13 protein-coding genes and 1 pseudogene are annotated in these 16,629 nt (G+C 71.9%); 9 read left to right on the top strand and 5 right to left on the bottom strand.

Features of this window, described 5'->3' with window-relative positions; translation table 11 throughout:
- The first annotated feature begins 1 nt into the window (after position 1).
- The 6 genes and pseudogenes from SMA5143A_RS18225 to SMA5143A_RS18200 form a co-directional block, all read left to right on the top strand.
- The gene (locus SMA5143A_RS18225; RefSeq protein ID WP_258193592.1) at positions 2-1,351 is read left to right on the top strand and encodes an O-antigen ligase family protein; all 1,350 of its coding nucleotides are present in this window, start codon (positions 2-4) and stop codon (positions 1,349-1,351) included.
- Positions 1,348-2,994, top strand: coding sequence for a murein biosynthesis integral membrane protein MurJ (gene murJ / locus SMA5143A_RS18220; RefSeq protein ID WP_107463972.1), 1,647 nt, complete (start codon positions 1,348-1,350; stop codon positions 2,992-2,994). The genes SMA5143A_RS18225 and murJ overlap by 4 nt, the downstream gene beginning before the upstream one ends.
- Positions 2,978-3,745 carry a polysaccharide deacetylase family protein gene (locus SMA5143A_RS18215; protein WP_375136504.1) on the top strand — a complete coding sequence of 256 codons (768 nt, stop codon included), beginning with the start codon at positions 2,978-2,980 and terminating at the stop codon, positions 3,743-3,745. The genes murJ and SMA5143A_RS18215 overlap by 17 nt, the downstream gene beginning before the upstream one ends.
- Positions 3,746-3,750: 5 nt before the next feature.
- Positions 3,751-4,896 carry a glycosyltransferase gene (locus tag SMA5143A_RS18210; RefSeq protein ID WP_107463971.1) on the top strand — a complete coding sequence of 382 codons (1,146 nt, stop codon included), beginning with the start codon at positions 3,751-3,753 and terminating at the stop codon, positions 4,894-4,896.
- Entirely contained in the window at positions 4,893-5,576 is a 684-nt protein-coding gene (locus tag SMA5143A_RS18205) for a lipopolysaccharide biosynthesis protein (RefSeq protein ID WP_258193591.1), read from the top strand. Before SMA5143A_RS18210 ends, SMA5143A_RS18205 begins: the two co-directional genes overlap by 4 nt.
- Before the next feature lie 38 nt (positions 5,577-5,614).
- Positions 5,615-6,718 (top strand): annotated as a pseudogene (locus SMA5143A_RS18200) (GNAT family N-acetyltransferase); the annotation flags it as partial.
- Between the two features lie 21 nt (positions 6,719-6,739).
- Here SMA5143A_RS18200 and SMA5143A_RS18195 read toward each other — a convergent pair.
- Positions 6,740-8,086: a glycoside hydrolase family 26 protein gene (locus SMA5143A_RS18195; protein ID WP_181361915.1), complete on the bottom strand. Its 1,347-nt coding sequence runs from the start codon at positions 8,084-8,086 to the stop codon at positions 6,740-6,742.
- A gap of 180 nt (positions 8,087-8,266) precedes the next feature.
- Between SMA5143A_RS18195 and SMA5143A_RS18190 the strand changes: the two genes are divergently transcribed.
- Positions 8,267-9,517 (top strand): carboxylate--amine ligase, encoded by a 1,251-nt coding sequence (locus SMA5143A_RS18190; RefSeq protein ID WP_107463970.1) that lies wholly within the window; start codon positions 8,267-8,269, stop codon positions 9,515-9,517.
- A 25-nt stretch (positions 9,518-9,542) separates the two neighbouring features.
- Positions 9,543-10,811: an NAD(P)-binding domain-containing protein gene (locus tag SMA5143A_RS18185; protein WP_107463969.1), complete on the top strand. Its 1,269-nt coding sequence runs from the start codon at positions 9,543-9,545 to the stop codon at positions 10,809-10,811.
- A gap of 53 nt (positions 10,812-10,864) precedes the next feature.
- Here SMA5143A_RS18185 and SMA5143A_RS44580 read toward each other — a convergent pair whose 3' ends face one another.
- From SMA5143A_RS44580 to SMA5143A_RS18170, 3 genes are all read right to left on the bottom strand, one after another.
- Positions 10,865-11,710, bottom strand: coding sequence for a chaplin (locus SMA5143A_RS44580; RefSeq protein WP_107463968.1), 846 nt, complete (start codon positions 11,708-11,710; stop codon positions 10,865-10,867).
- Between the two features lie 108 nt (positions 11,711-11,818).
- The gene (locus tag SMA5143A_RS18175) at positions 11,819-12,052 is read right to left on the bottom strand and encodes a chaplin (protein ID WP_308812038.1); all 234 of its coding nucleotides are present in this window, start codon (positions 12,050-12,052) and stop codon (positions 11,819-11,821) included.
- Between the two features lie 208 nt (positions 12,053-12,260).
- On the bottom strand, positions 12,261-14,183 hold the full coding sequence (locus SMA5143A_RS18170; RefSeq protein ID WP_107463967.1) for an AMP-dependent synthetase/ligase: 1,923 nt from the start codon (positions 14,181-14,183) through the stop codon (positions 12,261-12,263).
- A gap of 124 nt (positions 14,184-14,307) precedes the next feature.
- Between SMA5143A_RS18170 and SMA5143A_RS18165 the strand changes: the two genes are divergently transcribed.
- Positions 14,308-14,922 carry a chorismate mutase gene (locus SMA5143A_RS18165; protein ID WP_107463966.1) on the top strand — a complete coding sequence of 205 codons (615 nt, stop codon included), beginning with the start codon at positions 14,308-14,310 and terminating at the stop codon, positions 14,920-14,922.
- On the opposite strand, the gene SMA5143A_RS18160 is transcribed toward SMA5143A_RS18165, so the two are convergent.
- The gene (locus SMA5143A_RS18160; RefSeq protein WP_107463965.1) at positions 14,919-16,484 is read right to left on the bottom strand and encodes a vWA domain-containing protein; all 1,566 of its coding nucleotides are present in this window, start codon (positions 16,482-16,484) and stop codon (positions 14,919-14,921) included. The two genes, SMA5143A_RS18165 and SMA5143A_RS18160, sit on opposite strands and share 4 nt — an antisense overlap.
- Between the last annotated feature and the right edge of the window lie 145 nt (positions 16,485-16,629).

Below are 16,629 nucleotides of genomic sequence, written 5' to 3'. Positions count from 1 at the left end.
CGTGATCCGGCTGCCTGCCAGAGACATCTCGTCCGTCGTCCTGGTGCTGGTGGTGATCGCCATACTCGCGCTGCCGGTGCCCCCCGGCGCGTCGGGCGGGGCGACCGCGGCCGACGCCGTCTGCGGGGTGCTGGTGCTGTGGTGCGGGATCCGTCTCGTACGGGAGCGGCGCCGCCCGCTGTCCCGGACGGCCGCCCTGGTGCTGGGGCTGCCCGTCGTGGGCTTCGCCCTGGCGGCAGCCGGGACGACAGCACCGGAGTCCGGGCTCCTGGGCCTCGTCCGGTATCTGCAGATCTTCGTGCTGGTGCCGGCCGCGGTACTGCTGAGCGTGCGGGGCCGACCGGACTTCCGTCTGGTCGCCTGGGCGTTCGTCGGGCTGGCGCTGTGGCAGGGGGCCGTGGGCGTGCACCAGTACGTCACCGGGACCGGTGCCTCGTACGCCGGTGAGGACATCCGGGCGGTGGGGACCTTCGGGGCCTCGGACGTCATGGGGATGGCGACGACGGTGGCGTTGGGGCTGGTGTGCGCGGTGGGCCTCGCTCTCGGACCGCACACCGCCGGGCAGCGGGCGGCGGCGACGCTCTGCGCCGTGGCGCTGTCGCTGCCGCTCGCCGTCTCGTTCAGCCGTGGCGCGTGGATCGCCACGGCGGCTGCCTGCGGATTGCAGGTCGTACTGGCGGGTCTGCGCCGGGCGGTCACCGTGTTCTCGGCGGTGGCCGCCCTGAGCGTGCTCGTCGTGGGCGGACTCGGCATCGGTTCAACGGTGCTCAACGAACGGATGAACAGCATCACGAAAGTCACCGAAACCCCCGACCAGTCGGTCACCGACCGGTACACGATGTGGACGGCGGCCGTCGACATGTGGCGCGACCGGCCCCTGACCGGCGTGGGCCTGAAGGGCTTCCCCGAGTACCGGGACACACACGCCTCGCTGGCGCTGTCGTCCGGAAGCGACATCGCGGGGGCCGGCACCCTCTACCGGAAACAGCCCCTGCTGTCCCCACACAACATGTACCTCCTCGTCCTGGGCGAGCAGGGGCTCATCGGGCTGTTGACGCTGGTGGGAAGCTGGCTGGCCCTGCTGACGTGCGCGGCGCGAGGGCTGGTGAGGGTACGGCGTGAGCCGAGCGGCCCCCATGGGCTCGACTGCGCGCTCGTCGCGTGCGGGGTCCTCGTGTGGGTGCTGGTCGACTTCACGTACGCGGACATCGGCGGCCCCTCGACCGCGCTCACCGCGGTGGCCCTCGGACTGGTGGCGTGGTGGGCACTCGCCGACACCACGTCCTCCGGCCGTGCGTCCGCCGAGGAGCGGGCCGTGGCCGCCGTACCGGAGCGGGCCGGAACGCCATGACGGTGACGCCTCCCCACACGACCGACCGGGACCCGACGGTCCCCGCGAACGTGCCCCCCGCCCGGGCCGCCGGTGAGCCCGCTGCCGTCGCCCAGCCGACCAGCCGCTTCCTCGCCAAGGCGACCCTCGTCACGGCCGTGCTCACGGCTGTGGGGTCGTTGCTGGGCCTGGGGCGCGACCAGGCACTGTCGTACCTGTTCGGAGCCGGGCCCGAGACGGACGCCTTCCTGGTCGCCTGGACCGTGCCCGAGTTCGCCGCGACGCTGCTCATCGAGGACGGCCTCGCCATCGTTCTGGTGCCGATGATCAGCGTGGCCGTGGTCCGCCGCGCACGAGGCGCCCCCGGCGATCCGGTCCGCTCGGTGGTCGCCACCACACTGCCCCGGCTGACGCTCGCCTTCATGGCGGTGGCCGCGCTGCTGATCGTCGGGGCGCCCTACGTGGTGGAGGCGGTCGCGCCCGGCCTGCCCGACCCGGGGCTCGCGGTGGACTGCACCCGGCTGACGTCGACCTGTGTCCTCTCCTTCGGGCTGGCCGGATTCTGCAGCGCGACGCTGCGGGCCCACCGCCGGTTCATGGCACCCGCCGCGATCTACGTCGCGTACAACACCGGGATCATCACGGCCATGTTCGTCCTCGGCGGACGCTCGGGCGTACGCGCCGCGGCGATCGGCGTCGCGATCGGTGGCGGGCTGATGGTTCTGATTCAACTCCCCTCACTTCTGCGGGAGCTGAGGCGGAAATCAGCCACGGTGGTGGAAGTCGCGGAGCCGGAGCGCCCGATGGATCTCGCTCTCGTCAGCACCGTCCTCCTCTTCGGGCTGTGCCGCCAGTCCCAGGTGCTCATCGAACGCTTCCTCGGCTCCACGCTCCCGGCCGGAGCCATCTCGCACCTCAACTACGCGCAGAAGGTCGCGCAGATCCCGATGACGTTCTCCCTGATGCTGTGCACCGTCACTTTCCCGATCGTGGCGCAGGCGCTGGCGGAGGACGACGCCGAGCGGGCCCGGGGTCGGGTGGAGAAGGACCTGGCGCTGGTCTCCTGCATCGTGCTGTTCGGCGCCGCGGTGATCGTCGCCTGTGCGCCGCAGATCACCGCGTGTCTCTTCCAGCGCGGCGCGTTCACCGCCCACGACACCGCCGCCACGGCCGCCGTGATGCGCGTCTACGCCCTTGGGCTGCTGGGACACGCGATGGTGGGAGCGCTGATCCGTTCGTACTTCTCCACCCGGCGTCCCAGCTGGTACCCGCTCGTCGCCATGGTCACCGGGATCGTCGTGACCTCATGGATCGGCGCCGCCACGGCCGGCGGCTGGGGCGTGCTCGGGATCGCCGCCGCCAACGCCGCCGGCATCACCGTCACGGCCCTGCTCCTGCTGGGCGGCATCGGCGGGCGCGGGGTTCCGATCCGCGTCCGGCAGGTGGTGGTGGAGATGAGCAAACCGGTGCGTGCCGCCGTGCTGGCCGCCGCGGTCGGCATGTTCTGCGCGAGCCGCGTGCAGAGCCCCCTGGCCGGACTGGCCGTCGGAACCGCGGTCGTGACCGTGGTCTTCGTCGCCTCGGCCCGGGCCCTGGGGGCCTTCGGCTTCACACCCGCCCTCCATTCCGTCACACGAAGGCTCCCCTATGTCCGTAACCGCTGACCCCACCGATCCGCCCGTCGGCACCAGACCCGTCCTCGGCGGGAAGCTCTGGGTGGCGATGTACCACTCCGTCGGCGACTGCTCCGACGACCCGTACCGCATCACCGTCTCCCCCGACCGCCTCGCCCGGCAACTCGGTTGGCTGCGCCGCCGGGGGCTGCGCGGAGTCAGTGTGGCCGACCTGCTCGCCGCCCATGCGCGAGGGCAGGGGCGGAACCTGGTGGGACTCACCTTCGACGACGGGTACGCGGACTTTCTCGACCGCGCGCTGCCGCTGCTGCGCGACCACGGGTGCGGTGCCACCGTGTTCGTCCTTCCGGGGCTGCTGGACGGCCAGAACGACTGGGATCCGCTCGGCCCGCGCAAGCGCCTGCTGGGCAAGCGGGACATTCTGCAGGCCGCCGCGGTCGAGGGCATCGAGATCGGCTCGCACGGACTCACCCATGTCGACCTCACCAAGGCGGACGACGAGACGCTGCGCGCCGAGGTGGCCGGGAGCAGAACCTTGCTCTCGGACCTGATCGGCGCTCCCGTCCAGGGTTTCTGCTACCCGTACGGCACCATCGACCAACGGGTCGTCGACACCGTACGGGACGCCGGCTACGCGTACGCCTGCGCCATCGATCCCGCCCCTCTGAACGGCCCGTACGCGCTGCCGCGCGTCCATGTCGGCGAGCAGGACACCGGCGTCCGGCTCTTCCTGAAGTACCGGCTGCACCGCATGCGCCGCCGCCCCGTCGAGGGGGCCTGAGGACGATGAAGGCCCTGCACATCATCACCGGCCTCGGGATCGGGGGCGCGGAGCAGCAACTCCGGCTGCTGCTGCGGCACCTGCCGGTCGCCTGTGACGTGGTGACGCTCACCAACCCGGGCCCGGTCGCCGACGGCCTCACCGCCGACGGCGTACGTGTCACCCATCTGGGGATGGCCGGCAATCGCGACCTGACGGCCCTGCCCCGCCTCGTGCGCCTGATCCGCACGGGTGGCTACGACCTCGTGCACACGCATCTGTACCGGGCGTGCGTGTACGGCCGTTCCGCCGCGCGGGTGGCCGGTGTGCGGGCCGTCGTGGCCACCGAGCACTCCCTGGGCGCCTCCCAGATGGAGGGCCATCGCCTCTCCGCCGGGGTCCGTGCCCTGTACCTCGCCAGTGAACGCCTGGGCCGCACCACGGTCGCGGTGTCCCCCACCGTCGCGGAACGGCTGCGGCGGTGGGGCGTTCCCGCGCCGCGCATCGAGGTCGTGCCGAACGGCATCGACCTCACCCGCTTCCGCTTCGACCCCGCGCTGCGCGCACACACCCGCAGACGGCTCGGGCTGCCGGAGGACGCGTATGTCGTCGGCGGCGTCGGACGGCTCGCGCCGGGCAAGCGGTTCGAGGTCCTCGTCCACGCGCTCGCCCGTCTCCCGAAGGACTACTGGCTGTTGCTGGTCGGCGGCGGCCCCCAGGAGAACGTGCTGCGGCGGGCCGCCCATCAGGCGGGGGTCACCGACCGGATGCTGCTCACCGGTGAGCGGCCCCCGGGTGGCTCCCCGGGCACCGATCTGCCGTCGCTGCTGGCCGCCATGGACGTCCTGGCCTCTCCCAGCGTCGAGGAGGCGTTCGGCCTGGCCGTCGTGGAGGCCCTGGCAGCCGGGTTGCCCGTGCTGTACGTCTCCTGCCCCGCGGTCGAGGACCTGTCCGCCGACACGGCGCGCGGCTCCACGCGGGTGAGGGGGGACGCGGACTCTTTCGCATCCGCCCTCCTCGATGTCCGCTCCCGGGGCCCGCACCCCCGGACGGTCGCCCCGGCCGCCCACCACTACTGCATCACGCGGAGCGTCGCACGGCTCATGGACGTGTACACGGCCGTCTCCGGCATGCCTTGTGAAAGTCCGTCTTTGGGAGTGAGTTCCGTATGACCGACACCGTCGACCAGACAGACCGTACGCCCGGCCGGGCCTCGGTGAACCCCCAGGAGGCCGGTCCGCTCACCCGGATCAGGGCTCTACCACCGTGGTCGCTGCCCGCGGTCGGCATCCTGCTCGGCGGGGCGATCGGCGCCGCTTTCGGCTTCGTCACCCCGCCGGACTACACCGCGACCAGCTATGTCGTCGCGGTACCCGCCGAGCAGTCGGACCCGCAGGCCGCCCTCGGCTTCGCCCAGGCGTACGGTCGGGTGGCCACGCAGCTCGCGGTGCTCGGGGACGCACAGGTGTGGGCGGGGGTGCCCGTCAAGACGCTGCGGGACAGCGTACGTACGGCGACCTCGCCGGACGCGCCGATGGTCGCCGTCTCGGCCACCTCCACCCGACCCGACCTCGCCGTCGACATGGCCAACGCCGTGTCGAACGCCCTGACCCGGCACGCGAAGGTCGCCGAGGACAGCACGCACGTCGAGCTCCAGCAGTTCGCGCGGGCCACCAGGCCACAGGAGGCGTCCTCGGCGTCTTTGACGGTGACGGGCCTGGTGGGCGCCAGCGCGGGCGGGCTGCTCGGCGGGCTGTTCCTGCTGGTGCGCCCCCGACGCACCGCGGGCGCGCTCCCGCCGGCCTCCGTGCCGGGTCCGGCCACCGCTGCCGACGCACACCGGCAGCGGTGACGGGCGCGCTCCGGACCGGGGACCACGACACCGACGACATGGCCCCCGACAGCGCCCTGAGCACCGAGGTCTGCACCGACGAAAGGGAGTTCGCCGCGCTCGGTCCCGCGTGGACCCGCCTCTACCGGCGGTGCGCCACCGCCACCCCGTTCCAGAGCCACGCCTGGCTCCACTCGTGGTGGCAGTCGTACGGCAGACGCGGTCGCCTCCGGATCGTGCTGGTGCGCAAGGACGAGGAACTGCTGGCCGCCGCTCCGCTGACCCTGGCGGCGCTGCCGCTGCCCACTCTCGTTCCTCTCGGCGGCGCGATCTCCGACTACGCCGACGTCCTCATCGACGACGCGTACGCCGACCGGGCGGCGGCGCCACTGACCGAGGGGCTGTTCGCCCTCGCGCGCACCGCGCCGATCGACTTCCGCGAGGTGCGGCCCGGCGCCGCGGTGGAGCGCGTCTACGACCGGTGGCGTGGCCCCCGGCGGCGGCGCACCGACTCGGTCTGCCTGGAGCTGCCCGCCCGGCCGGTGGAGGAGCTGCTCTCGCGGTTGTCCGCCGCCCGGGCACAGCGGGTCCGGGCCAAGATCCGCAAGCTCGACGCTCTCGGCGTCGAGCCGCGTGTCGTACCGCACGACGAGGTGGACACCGCCCTGCGCACCATGCTGGACCTCCACCGGTTGCAGTGGGAGGGCCGCAAGGTGACCGCGGAGCACCTCCAGCCCCGGTTCCACACGCACCTGGTGCGCTCGATCGGCACGATGGCCAGGTCCGGGGACGCCGTGGTGACCGAGTTCCGCGTCGGCGCCGAGGTGCTCGCCGTCGATGTGACACTGCTGTCGCGGCATCTGGCGGGCGGATATCTGTACGGTGCCCATCCGCGGCTCCGGGAGCGGAAGGCGGACATCTCCACCATGCTGCTGCGGTCCTGCGCCGAGCGCGTGAGTGGCGGCGACCACGAGGTGCTGAGCATGCTGCGCGGGACCGAGCCGTACAAACTCCACTGGCGTCCGGACACCGTCACCAACCAGCGGCTCCTGCTCTCCCGGCGGCGTACGGCGCCACTGCTGTCGGCGGTCGTCTACGACGCGGCCGGACGCAGCTGGGGCAAGAGCCTGGTCCGTCGTTGGAGGGAACAGGGCGGGGCGGGCCGTGACCGGCCCGCCCCCTCGTCACCGGCGCGGCGACCACCAGTCGAGGCGCAGGCACAGCCTGCCGCCGAGCCAGTGCTCGACCCAGGTCCCGAGCTCCAGCGGCGTGCAGTCGGGCGGGAGCACCGGCTGGGTGGGCAGGGGTGGGACGGGCTGGGGAGCGGTCGGCACCGGGTTCGGCGTGGTGTCGGTGCGCCCCGACAGCAGGGACCGGTAGACAGCGGACGCCTTGGGGTTGGTGGTGCACTGCCACACCCCGTGCGGGCAGTAGTCGGTGAGCGTGTTGTAGAGCGGTTTGTGCTTGTCCATCCAGGCGAGCATGCCCTTCATGTACTCGGGGTTGTCCCCGTTGCGGAACAGCCCCCATTCGGCGTACGAGATGGGCTTGCCGTGGGCCTTCGCGAACCGCACGTGCGCCCGGAGCCCGTACGGCTCCGTCACCTGTTCGTGGAAGGACAGTCCGCGCGGCTGGTCGTAGGCGTCCATGCCGATGATGTCGACTGTGGCGTCTCCCGGATAGCACTCGGTCCAGGGGATGGCGTCCCGGCCGCGGTTGGGCGTCCAGTCGAACGTGAACTTCTGGCCCGGGACGGACCGCATGGTGGTGACGATCCTGTTCCAGTACCTCTTCCAGTTCTCCGGGTCGGGCCCGCAGCGATGGGTGTACGTGATGCCGTTCATTTCCCAGCCGAGCACGATGACGGTGTCCGGTACCCGTAGCTCGACCAGCCGCTCCGCCAGCCTGCGGAAGTGGCGGTCGAATTCGCCCGCCGCCCCGCGCCTCAGCAACCCGCGGACCTCGGCGTCGGAGAGTCCTTCCTCGTTGCGTTCCAGCATGGGCACGTTGAGGACGAACATCCGGTCGGCCTTCTCCCGCCGCCAGTCCGCCCACGCCTCCAGGAAGTTCGGCCGGCCCTCGATGTTGCTCCACCGGTCGCCCGGCAGATACGTGTGCCCCACCCGCAGCTCTGCTCCGTCCAGCCAGTCGCTGAGCCAGGCGATCCGGGCCATACCCAACGGGCCGTAGTCGAGGTAGGCGCCGAAGGCCGGGTAGCTCTCCGCGGGACCGGCGCCCCCGGCGGCGGGGGTGCTCGGGGTCGGCTTGGCGGGAACGGGTGTTCCGCCCGGAGCCGATGGCACGGCCGGGGGTCGCGAGGGTGCCCTCGGTGGCGAGGACGTCGCGACCGGCTCGGTCGCGCCTCTCGGTGTCGGCGGCGCGGACGGGCCGGTCACCGGAGAGTCACCGACTCGCGCACTCCCTCCGCCAACGGCGTTCCCGGGGGCCGATACGAGCAGGACCAGTGCGAGGACACCGGCCGAGACGCACACCAACCGTCCGCTGTGGCGTCGCCACCGTTGAGGGGCCATGTCCATTCCTCTCCTCGGGTCCTGCGCCGTTCCTACTGCTGTCACGCCAGACGCTCAGCTTCTTTACCTACTGACACACAGTCATATGAATGCGAGCTTCGCCAGCCGACGCTCCGTCGTCCGGTCGGCCCCGTCACCCGTATGGGCGGACGGACCACCCAAGACCTGAAAGGAATGTTCATGACATCACTGGACACCCGCGTCCCCGCCGTTCTGCTGCGGATCGATCCGAATCCCTTCCACCACGGAACGCTGGGAGCCGTACGCACCCTGGGCCGAGCCGGCGTGGAGGTGCACATGGTCGCCGACTCCGTCGGCACCCCCCACGCCCGATCGCGCTACGTGTCCGGCACGCACGCCCCGCCGTCGCCGGGCGCGTCGGTCGCGAAGGTCGCCGCCGTTCTGCGCCAGGTCGCCGCCCGGATCGGCCGGCGTTCGGTCCTCGTCCCCATGGACGACGCGAGCGCCATCGCCGTGTCCCGCCTGGGCGCGGACCTCAAGGAGGACTATCTCCTCCCCGACCAGCCCGTCGGTCTCGCCGAGCGGGTGGCCGACAAGGCGGAACTCGCCACCGTGTGCGGCCGCTTGGGCATCCCGCATCCGATGACCCTGGTGCCCGGCAGCGCCGACCAGGCAGCCGCGTTCGCCCGGCAGCTGGGGCTGCCCGTGGTGGCGAAGTGGAGCCGGCCGTGGCGGCTGCCCCCGGGGTCGGGACTGCGCAGCACGGTGGTGCTGCGTTCGCCGGAGGAGGCTCAGGCGCTGTTCCGCCGCACGGACGAGGCGGACAGCCGACTGCTGCTCCAGGCGTATCTGCCCCCGGCACCGGGCCGTGACTGGTTCGCCCACGGGTACGTCGACCGGAACGGCGCGGTACGCGGCGGGGGCTCCGGCCGCAAGCAGCGTGCCTGGCCTCGGGGCGCGGGTCTGACCACCGTGGGGAGCTGGGTTCCGAACCCGGAGGTGCAGGCGCTGGGAGAACGCCTGGTGTCCACGCTCGGCTTCCGGGGGATCTTCGACCTCGACTTCCGCCTGGACGGCACGACCAACGCCTACCATCTGCTCGACTTCAATCCGCGCCCCGGCGCCCAGTTCCGGCTCTTCGCGGACACCGCCGGAGTGGATGTCGTCCGGTCCCTGCATCTGGATCTGACGCACCGCCCGGTCGTCACCGGAGACCCCCAGCCGGGCCGGGACTTCGTCGTCGAGAACTACGCGCCGCTGACGGCACTGCGTCTTCGCCGACGTCGCGAGTTCGCCTGGTACGCGGGCGACGACCTCGCTCCCGGCATCGCCCTGTGGGGGCTGTGGTGCCGGCACGCGGCCCGCCGCCTGTCGGCCCGGCGTCCCGCTCCCCAGGTGCGGATCGTGCGACAGGCGGGCGCCCCGCCATCGCTGCCCTCCCCGACCTCCCCCACGTCCTGGGCCGACTGACCGACGACGAAAGAGAGCTACTTCCATGTACGACCTGCTGGTGGTGGGCGCCGGGCCCTACGGGCTGTCCATCGCGTCCCATGCCGCGGCCGCCGGGCTGAGCCTGCGCATCGTCGGACGGCCCATGGCGTCCTGGCGCGACCACATGCCTCGTGGCATGTTCCTGAAATCGGAGCCGTGGGCCTCCAACCTCTCCGACCCGGAGGGTAGGTGGAGCCTGGACGCCTACTGCGCCGAGCAGGGCATGACGGCCAGGCACGGCGAGCCGATCCCGGTCGAGGCCTTCGCCTCGTACGGCCTGTGGTTCGCACGCCACGCCGGACCGCCCGTCGACGAGCGCATGGTGACGGCGCTCCGGCTCTGCCCGGGAGGCTTCGAGGCGACCCTGGAGGACGGTGAGCGCCTGCACGCGAGGACGGTGGCGCTGGCCATCGGCGTCCTGCCCTTCACCGAGGTACCGTCGGCGCTGCGGTCGTTGGCGCCCGCTCATGTGTCGCACAGCAGTGACCACAGTGACCTCGAACGCTTCCGGGACCGGGACGTCACGGTGGTCGGCGGCGGCCAGGCGGCCCTGGAGACGGCCGCGCTGCTCGCCGAACTCGGCGCGCGGGCCCGGGTACTGGCCCGCGCGCCACGCCTGAACTGGAACGACCTCCCGCCGTCCCGGGAGCGCTCGCCCTGGCAGTCGGCCCGCTCGCCGCTCAGTGGCCTCGGGTGCGGCTGGCGGAACTGGCTCTACTCCGAGCGGCCGGGCTGGTTCCGGCTCCTCCCGGAGGCAAAACGGGCTCACATCGCGAAGACCGCCCTCGGCCCGGCGGGCGCCTGGTGGGTGCGCGAGCGGTTCGAGCCGGTCGTCGAGGTGCGGCTGGGACAGCGGATCACGTCAGCGTACGAGTGGGGCAGCAGTGTGCGGCTGGAACTGACGAGCCGGAACGGCGAGCCGAGTTCTCTGGAGACGGAGCACGTCATCGCGGCCACCGGCTTCAAGGCCACCTGCGGCCGGCTGGGTCTCCTGACGGACGACGTACGCCACGGCCTCAGGGCCGTTCGTGACGGTTCGCCCGCGGTCGGGCGGGACTTCGAGTCGTCGGTGCCCGGACTGTTCTTCGCGGGCCTGACGACGGCCTCCGGCTTCGGACCCGCGATGCGCTTCGTGCACGGCGCGACGTTCACGGCGGAGACTCTGGTGCGAGGGGTACGGCGGCGACTGCGTTCTAGGGCGGCGGGCGACCGGATCCCGGCGCCGGGCGCCGGGGTGCGACTGACCGGTACGGGAGCCGTCGTCCAGAACTGAGGACGGGCCCGGCCCCTCGGGTGCCGGACGCGTGGCGTCCGGCACCCGTGGCGTCACCGGCGCAGGGCAGCTCGGCTCCGCCGGTACATGATGGCCCCGCCCCAGATCAGCGCGGCGCCGGTGGCCGAGGCCGCCAGCAGGCCCTCGGTGCCGGTCTCCGCCATGGCCGGCGGCTCGGCGGGAGGAGTCGACCGCGGAGTCGTGGGCGGCTCGGCCGGAGGAACCACCCGCGGAACAGTGGGCGGCTCGACCGGAGGAACCACCCGCGGAGGCGTGGGCGGCTCGCCCGGGTGGTGCGGCTTCTCAGGGTGGTCCTCGTGACCCTTCGGGGGGTGCGTGACGTTGACGCACTCGTTGTCGTGAGCGGGGTTGAGCACGCCGGCCCCGCCCACCGAGTTGCCGCACACGTTGACCGGGATGTCCACGGGCACCTGGACGTCGTTGCCCGAGCCGACCCCGGGTGAGCCGTGGGCCTCACCGTGCGCCGAGGCACCGGACGCCTGGTGCGGGGGCGCGGCGTCGTACCCGTCCGAGGGACCGTGCTCCGTCCCGTGTCCCTGCGAGGGCTCGTGCGGGCCCCAGGAACCGTGCGCCCCCTTCCCCTCGTCGTGTTGGGAGGCGCCATGGGCGGGAGCGTCGTGGGACTTGTGACGGGCGTCCTCATTGACGCAGACGTTGCCGAAGGCGGGGTTGCCGACACCGACGATGTCGACGGTGTTGCCGCAGACATTGATGGGCACGTGCACGGGAACCTCTACCGTGTTGCCCGACAGGACACCGGGCGACCCTTCGGCCACCCCCGTCGCGCCCGAGTCCGCGAGCGCCGAGCCGCTGTACATGGACAGAATGCCCGTCGCGGCCGCGGCCGCCACCATTCCCTTGCTCAGGGTCTGTCGCACTATCTTGTTGTCTTCCTGCTTGTTCCAAAAAAGGGTGAAGGCCGACCTCGGCACCGTAAGAACGGGCCAGGGCCGGCCGGGACACAATCAGGCGGCTGCCTCGCTACATCACTTGTTGATGCACACGTTGCCGGCCGCCGGGTTCAGAGCCCCGAGGATGTTGACGGAGTTGCCACACGCGTTGATCTGGGCGTGGATCGGGACCTGAACCACGTTGCCGGAGAGGAGACCCGGGGAGTTGGCGGCGTACCCCTTGGCCTCCGCGTCGGCGACGGCCGGGGTGGCCATGCCGACGGCCATGATCACGCCGGCGGCGACAGCGGCGCTCTTCTGGAGCTTCACGTGCTTTTCCCTTCTTCGCGGTCATGCACCCATGACGGCCGAAACCGAGCGAGCACAGCTTGAACGGCTCGCGCCATGACCTGCAGGCTGTGAACGAGAAATAGACGGATGAAGAAACCGCGGAACGTGGCGCGCTGCGGATTTCACCCGAATGCCACGCATGAGCCAACCGAAAGGATCAACCAGGGCGCTGCCTCCGCGCGGCCCCTCAGCGGCGGTACAGCGACTCGATGGCCGCCGCGTAGGCCGCCGTGACGGCGTGGCGCTTGATCTTCATCGACGGGGTGAGCAGTCCGTTCTCCTCGCTGAACTCGCCCTCGACCAGCTTGAACTCACGGATCGACTCGGCGCGGGAGACGGCCTGGTTGGCGTAGTCCACGGCCTTCTGGACCTCGGCGCGCATCCGGGGGTCGGTGACGATCTCGGAGAGCGGGGTGTCCGGGGACATCCCGCGCACGTGCAGCCAGTGGCTGACGTCCTCGGGGTCTAGGGTGATCAGGGCGGCGACGAAGGGCCGGTTGTCACCGACCACGATGCACTGGCCGACCGGCGGGCGGCTGCGGAGGCGGTCCTCCAACACGGCTGGCGAAACGTTCTTGCCGCCGGAGGTGACGAGGATGTCCTTCTTGCGGCCGGTGATGGTGAGGTAGCCGTCGTCGTCGAGCGCGCCCAGGTCGCCGGTGGCGAACCAGTCGTCGGTGAGAGCGGCGTCGGTGGCGACCGGGTCGTTCCAGTAGGTGCCGAAGACGATGCCGCCCTTGATGAGGACCTCGCCGTCGTCGGCGATGCGGATCGCGGTGCCGGGGACGGGCCGGCCGACCGTGCCGGGGCGGGGCCCCAGCGGCGGGACGATCGTGGCGGCCGCGGTGGTCTCGGTGAGGCCGTAGCCCTCGTAGATGATGATCCCGGCGGCGTAGAAGAAGAGGTTGAGGTCCCGGTCGAGCGGGGAGCCGCCGCTGATGGCGTAGCGCATACGGCCGCCCAGCTCGCTCCGGATACGGCGGTAGACCAGCGTGTCGTACAGGGCCCAGGCGGCGTACAGGCCGGGCGTGGGGCCGGGGCCCCGGTCGAGGAACTTCTCGAGGTGGGCCTTGGCGAAGCGGACGGCGACGCGGTGGGCGCGGTCGAAGGAGGCGCCGCGGCCGATGCGTTCGGCGGTGGCGCGGCCGGTGGCGTGGATCCGCTCGAAGAGGTACGGGACGCCCACGAGGAAGGTGGGGCGGAACTTCCTGAGCGCGGGCCGCAGTTCGTCGGGCTTGATGCTCGGGCAGTGGCCCAGCTCGATCCGGGCCAGCAGGCAGGCGATCTGGATGGTGCGGCCGAGGATGTGGGCGAGGGGCAGGAAGAGGAGCGTGGAGGCGACCTGGCCGGTGATCTCCTTGAAGATCGGGTGGAGCAGCTCGACCGTGTTGGCGGCCTCCGCGTACAGGTTGGCGTGGGTGAGGACGCAGCCCTTGGGGCGGCCGGTGGTGCCGGAGGTGTAGCAGATGGTCGCGGCCGTGTCCGGGGTCAGGGCGGCGCGGCGCTTGGCGACCTCGTCCTCGGGGACGCTCCGGCCGAGGTCGGCGAGGACGTCGAGGGCGCCGTCGTCGAGCTGCCAGACGTGCGGGGGCCGGGAGTGGCGGGCGGTGGCGGTGGCGACGGCGGCCGCGTTCTCGGGGGTCTCCACGATCACGAAGTGGGAGCCGGAGTCGCGGACGATCCACTCGATCTGTTCCGGTGAGGACGTGGCGTAGATCGGGACGGACTGGCCGCCGGCCGCCCAGACGGCGAAGTCGAGGACGGTCCACTCGTAGCGGGTGCGGGACATGATCGCGACCCGGCCGCCCGGTTCGAGGCCGGCCGCTATCAGCCCCTTGGCGGTGGCGGTGACCTCGCGGGCGAAGTCGGAGGCGGTGACCGGGTGGAACGTGCCGTGGGCGTCGGCGCGGCGCAGGACCACCGCGTCCGGGGCCTCGGTCGCGTTGCGGAAGGGGAGGTCGGCGGTGCTGCCGCCGGTCTGCCGGGGCGCGAGGGCGGGGGTGTGGGCCTCACGGACCACGCCCTGTGCGTCCCTGATCACCTCGACCGTGCCGCGGTCGACGAGGTCCGCGCGCCGCTTCGCCTGGTTCAAGTCCTTGTGTACACCCATCACGGCTCCCCGAGGCCGGCCACCGCCTTCATTACCGACGAGTCAACTTACCGGTAAGTAAGGATTTTTCAATGGTTTGGACTGACTCCGGGGGACCGTCGGGTTCGCGTGGTAGGTGTGGATCATGCGCCCCCACCGCCTCAGGTCCGTCCTGATATCCGTCTGTGTCACGTCCGCAGTGGCTCTCTGTGGTGCCGTACCGGCCGCCGCCCAGTCCCCCGACGCTCCCCCTCGTACGGTCGCGGGGGCCCGCTCGCTCACCGTGCTGACCGATCTGTTCGCCGAACGGCTGCTCGTCGCCGACAAGGTCGCGGCGGCCAAGTACGGCACGAGCACGCCGATCGACGATCCGGTGCGGGAGAAGGCGATCCTCGACGACGTGGCCGCGCGGGCGGTCGGGCTCGGCCTCGATCCGGACGCGGTGACCGCGGTGTTCCGGGACCAGATCGAGGCGAACAAGCTGGTGCAGCGGGGTCTGTACGCCCGCTGGGACGCTCACCCCAAGGAGCGGCCGACCGAGCGGCCGGACCTCGTGAAGGAGGTACGGCCCGTCCTCGACCGGATCACCACGCAGGTGCTGACCGCGCTGGCGGACACGGAACCGCTCCGGGCCGGGGCCTCCTGCGAGCCCCGGCTGCGGCTCGCCGCGATCCGCTCGACGTACACCCACCACCTGGACCTGCTCCATGCGGAGGGTCTGGTCCGGGCGCTGCCCTCGGTGTGCGGGGAGCGGTCCTAGCCCTTCAGGGTGCGGGCCGTCTCTATCGCGTCGGACAGGTCGTTGAGCTGCTTGTCCTCCTTGTACCTGTTCAGTTCGCGAACGCGGGAAGACAGTTCACCCAGGGTGGGGGCGGCCGGGAGGTCGGTCCAGCGGGAGTCGTCGCGGCGCAGGGCGTCGGCGAAGTAGGCGGCCGCCGCGGCGATCTGGAGACCGCGCGGTGCGGTGGACCACAGGTCGCCGTGGAGGGCCGACGCCTCGATGCCCTCGGACTCCTCGTGCGGGGTGCGGCTGTCCGGGTCGAGCCAGCGGACGGTGGCCGTCGCCAGATGGCCGGCCTCGGTGCCGGCCCGGGTGCGGACGGCGTAGAGGGCGGTGACGGTGTGGCCGGGGCCGACCTCGCCGCCGTCCACGCTGTCGTCGCGGAAGTCCTCGTCGGCGACCCGCCGGTTGTCGTAGCCGATCAGGCGGAACTCCTCCACCGTCTCGGGGTCGAAGGCGACCTGGGCCTTGGCGTCGCGGGCGGTGAGGTCGACGTGGCGCGGGAGTTGCTCGCAGAAGACCTCCTCGGCCTCCTTCTCGGTGGAGACGTATGTGGTGTGGCCGTCGCCCTTGTCGGCGAGGCGCTCCATCAGGGCGTCGCCGTAGTCGCTGCCGACACCCACGCCGAAGAGGGTGATGCCGTGTTCGCGGCGCTCGTCGGCGATGCGTTCGAGGATGGTGTCGGCGTCGGTGTCGCCGGTGTTGGCGAGGGCGTCCGACAGCAGGACGACACGGTTGGTGGCGCCCCTGCGCAGCCCCTCGACGGCGGTCCCGTAGCCGGTCTCGACGCCCGCGCCGAGGTTGGTGGAGTCGGCGGGCTCCAGGCTGTCGACGGCGTCGTGGATCCTGGCCCGGTTGTCGTCGAGGCGGGTCATCGGCAGGACGGTCTCGGCGGTGTCGCTGAAGGTGACGAGGGCGACGGAGTCCTGGTCGCGGAGCCGGTCGGTCATCGTGCCGAGGGCGTCCTTGGCGAGGTCGAGGCGGCCGGGCTCGGCCATGGAGCCGGAGACGTCGATGACGAAGGTGAGGGCGGCGGGTGGCCGTTCGCGGTCGCCGTCGGCGGCGCGGGTGGCGAGGCCCACGCGCACGAGGGACCAGTCGTCGTCCTTGGTGCGGGCGCCGTCGACGGTGACCGAGAAGCCGTCGCCGTCCGGGCGTTCGTAGTCCTGCCGGAAGCTGTTGACGAACTCCTCCGGGCGGACCGTCGACGGGTCGGGCAGGCTGCCGTCCTCCAGGGTGCGGCGGGCGTAGCCGTAGGAGGCGGTGTCGACGTCCAGGGCGAAGGTGGACAGGTGGTCGGGCGAGGGGGCGATGTCACGGGACTCGTCGTTTTGTTGCTCGCCGTCGCGCGCGTCCGGGCCGTCGGGGGCCGGGGCCGGGAAGCCGTCGGCGGTGCGGCCGCCGCCCTTGAGGTCGTCGGACGAGGAGTGGCTCTCGCCGCTCTGGCCGCAGCCGGTGAGGAGCAGTGCCCCGGCGGTTCCCAGGGCGAGGAGCGCGGTGGTCAGTCGTCGTGTCGTCCCTGTGCTGCTACGGCTGTGCATCGGGCCCCCTCGGCACGTCGTCGTCGCCCGGTCGTGGGCGGCTGTTGTGACTGTGACGGCCGAGGGGGCCCGATTGTGCGACACAGGGCGTTGCAGATGGGTCTCGAAGCGGCCACGGCGACGGCCCTTCGAGACCGGTGGGTGA

It is taken from the genome of Streptomyces sp. MA5143a, from assembly GCF_900290235.1.
GTDB lineage: Bacteria > Actinomycetota > Actinomycetes > Streptomycetales > Streptomycetaceae > Streptomyces.
Note: the sequence above shows the minus strand (reverse complement) of the source record. Positions and strands in the feature narration are given on the sequence as shown.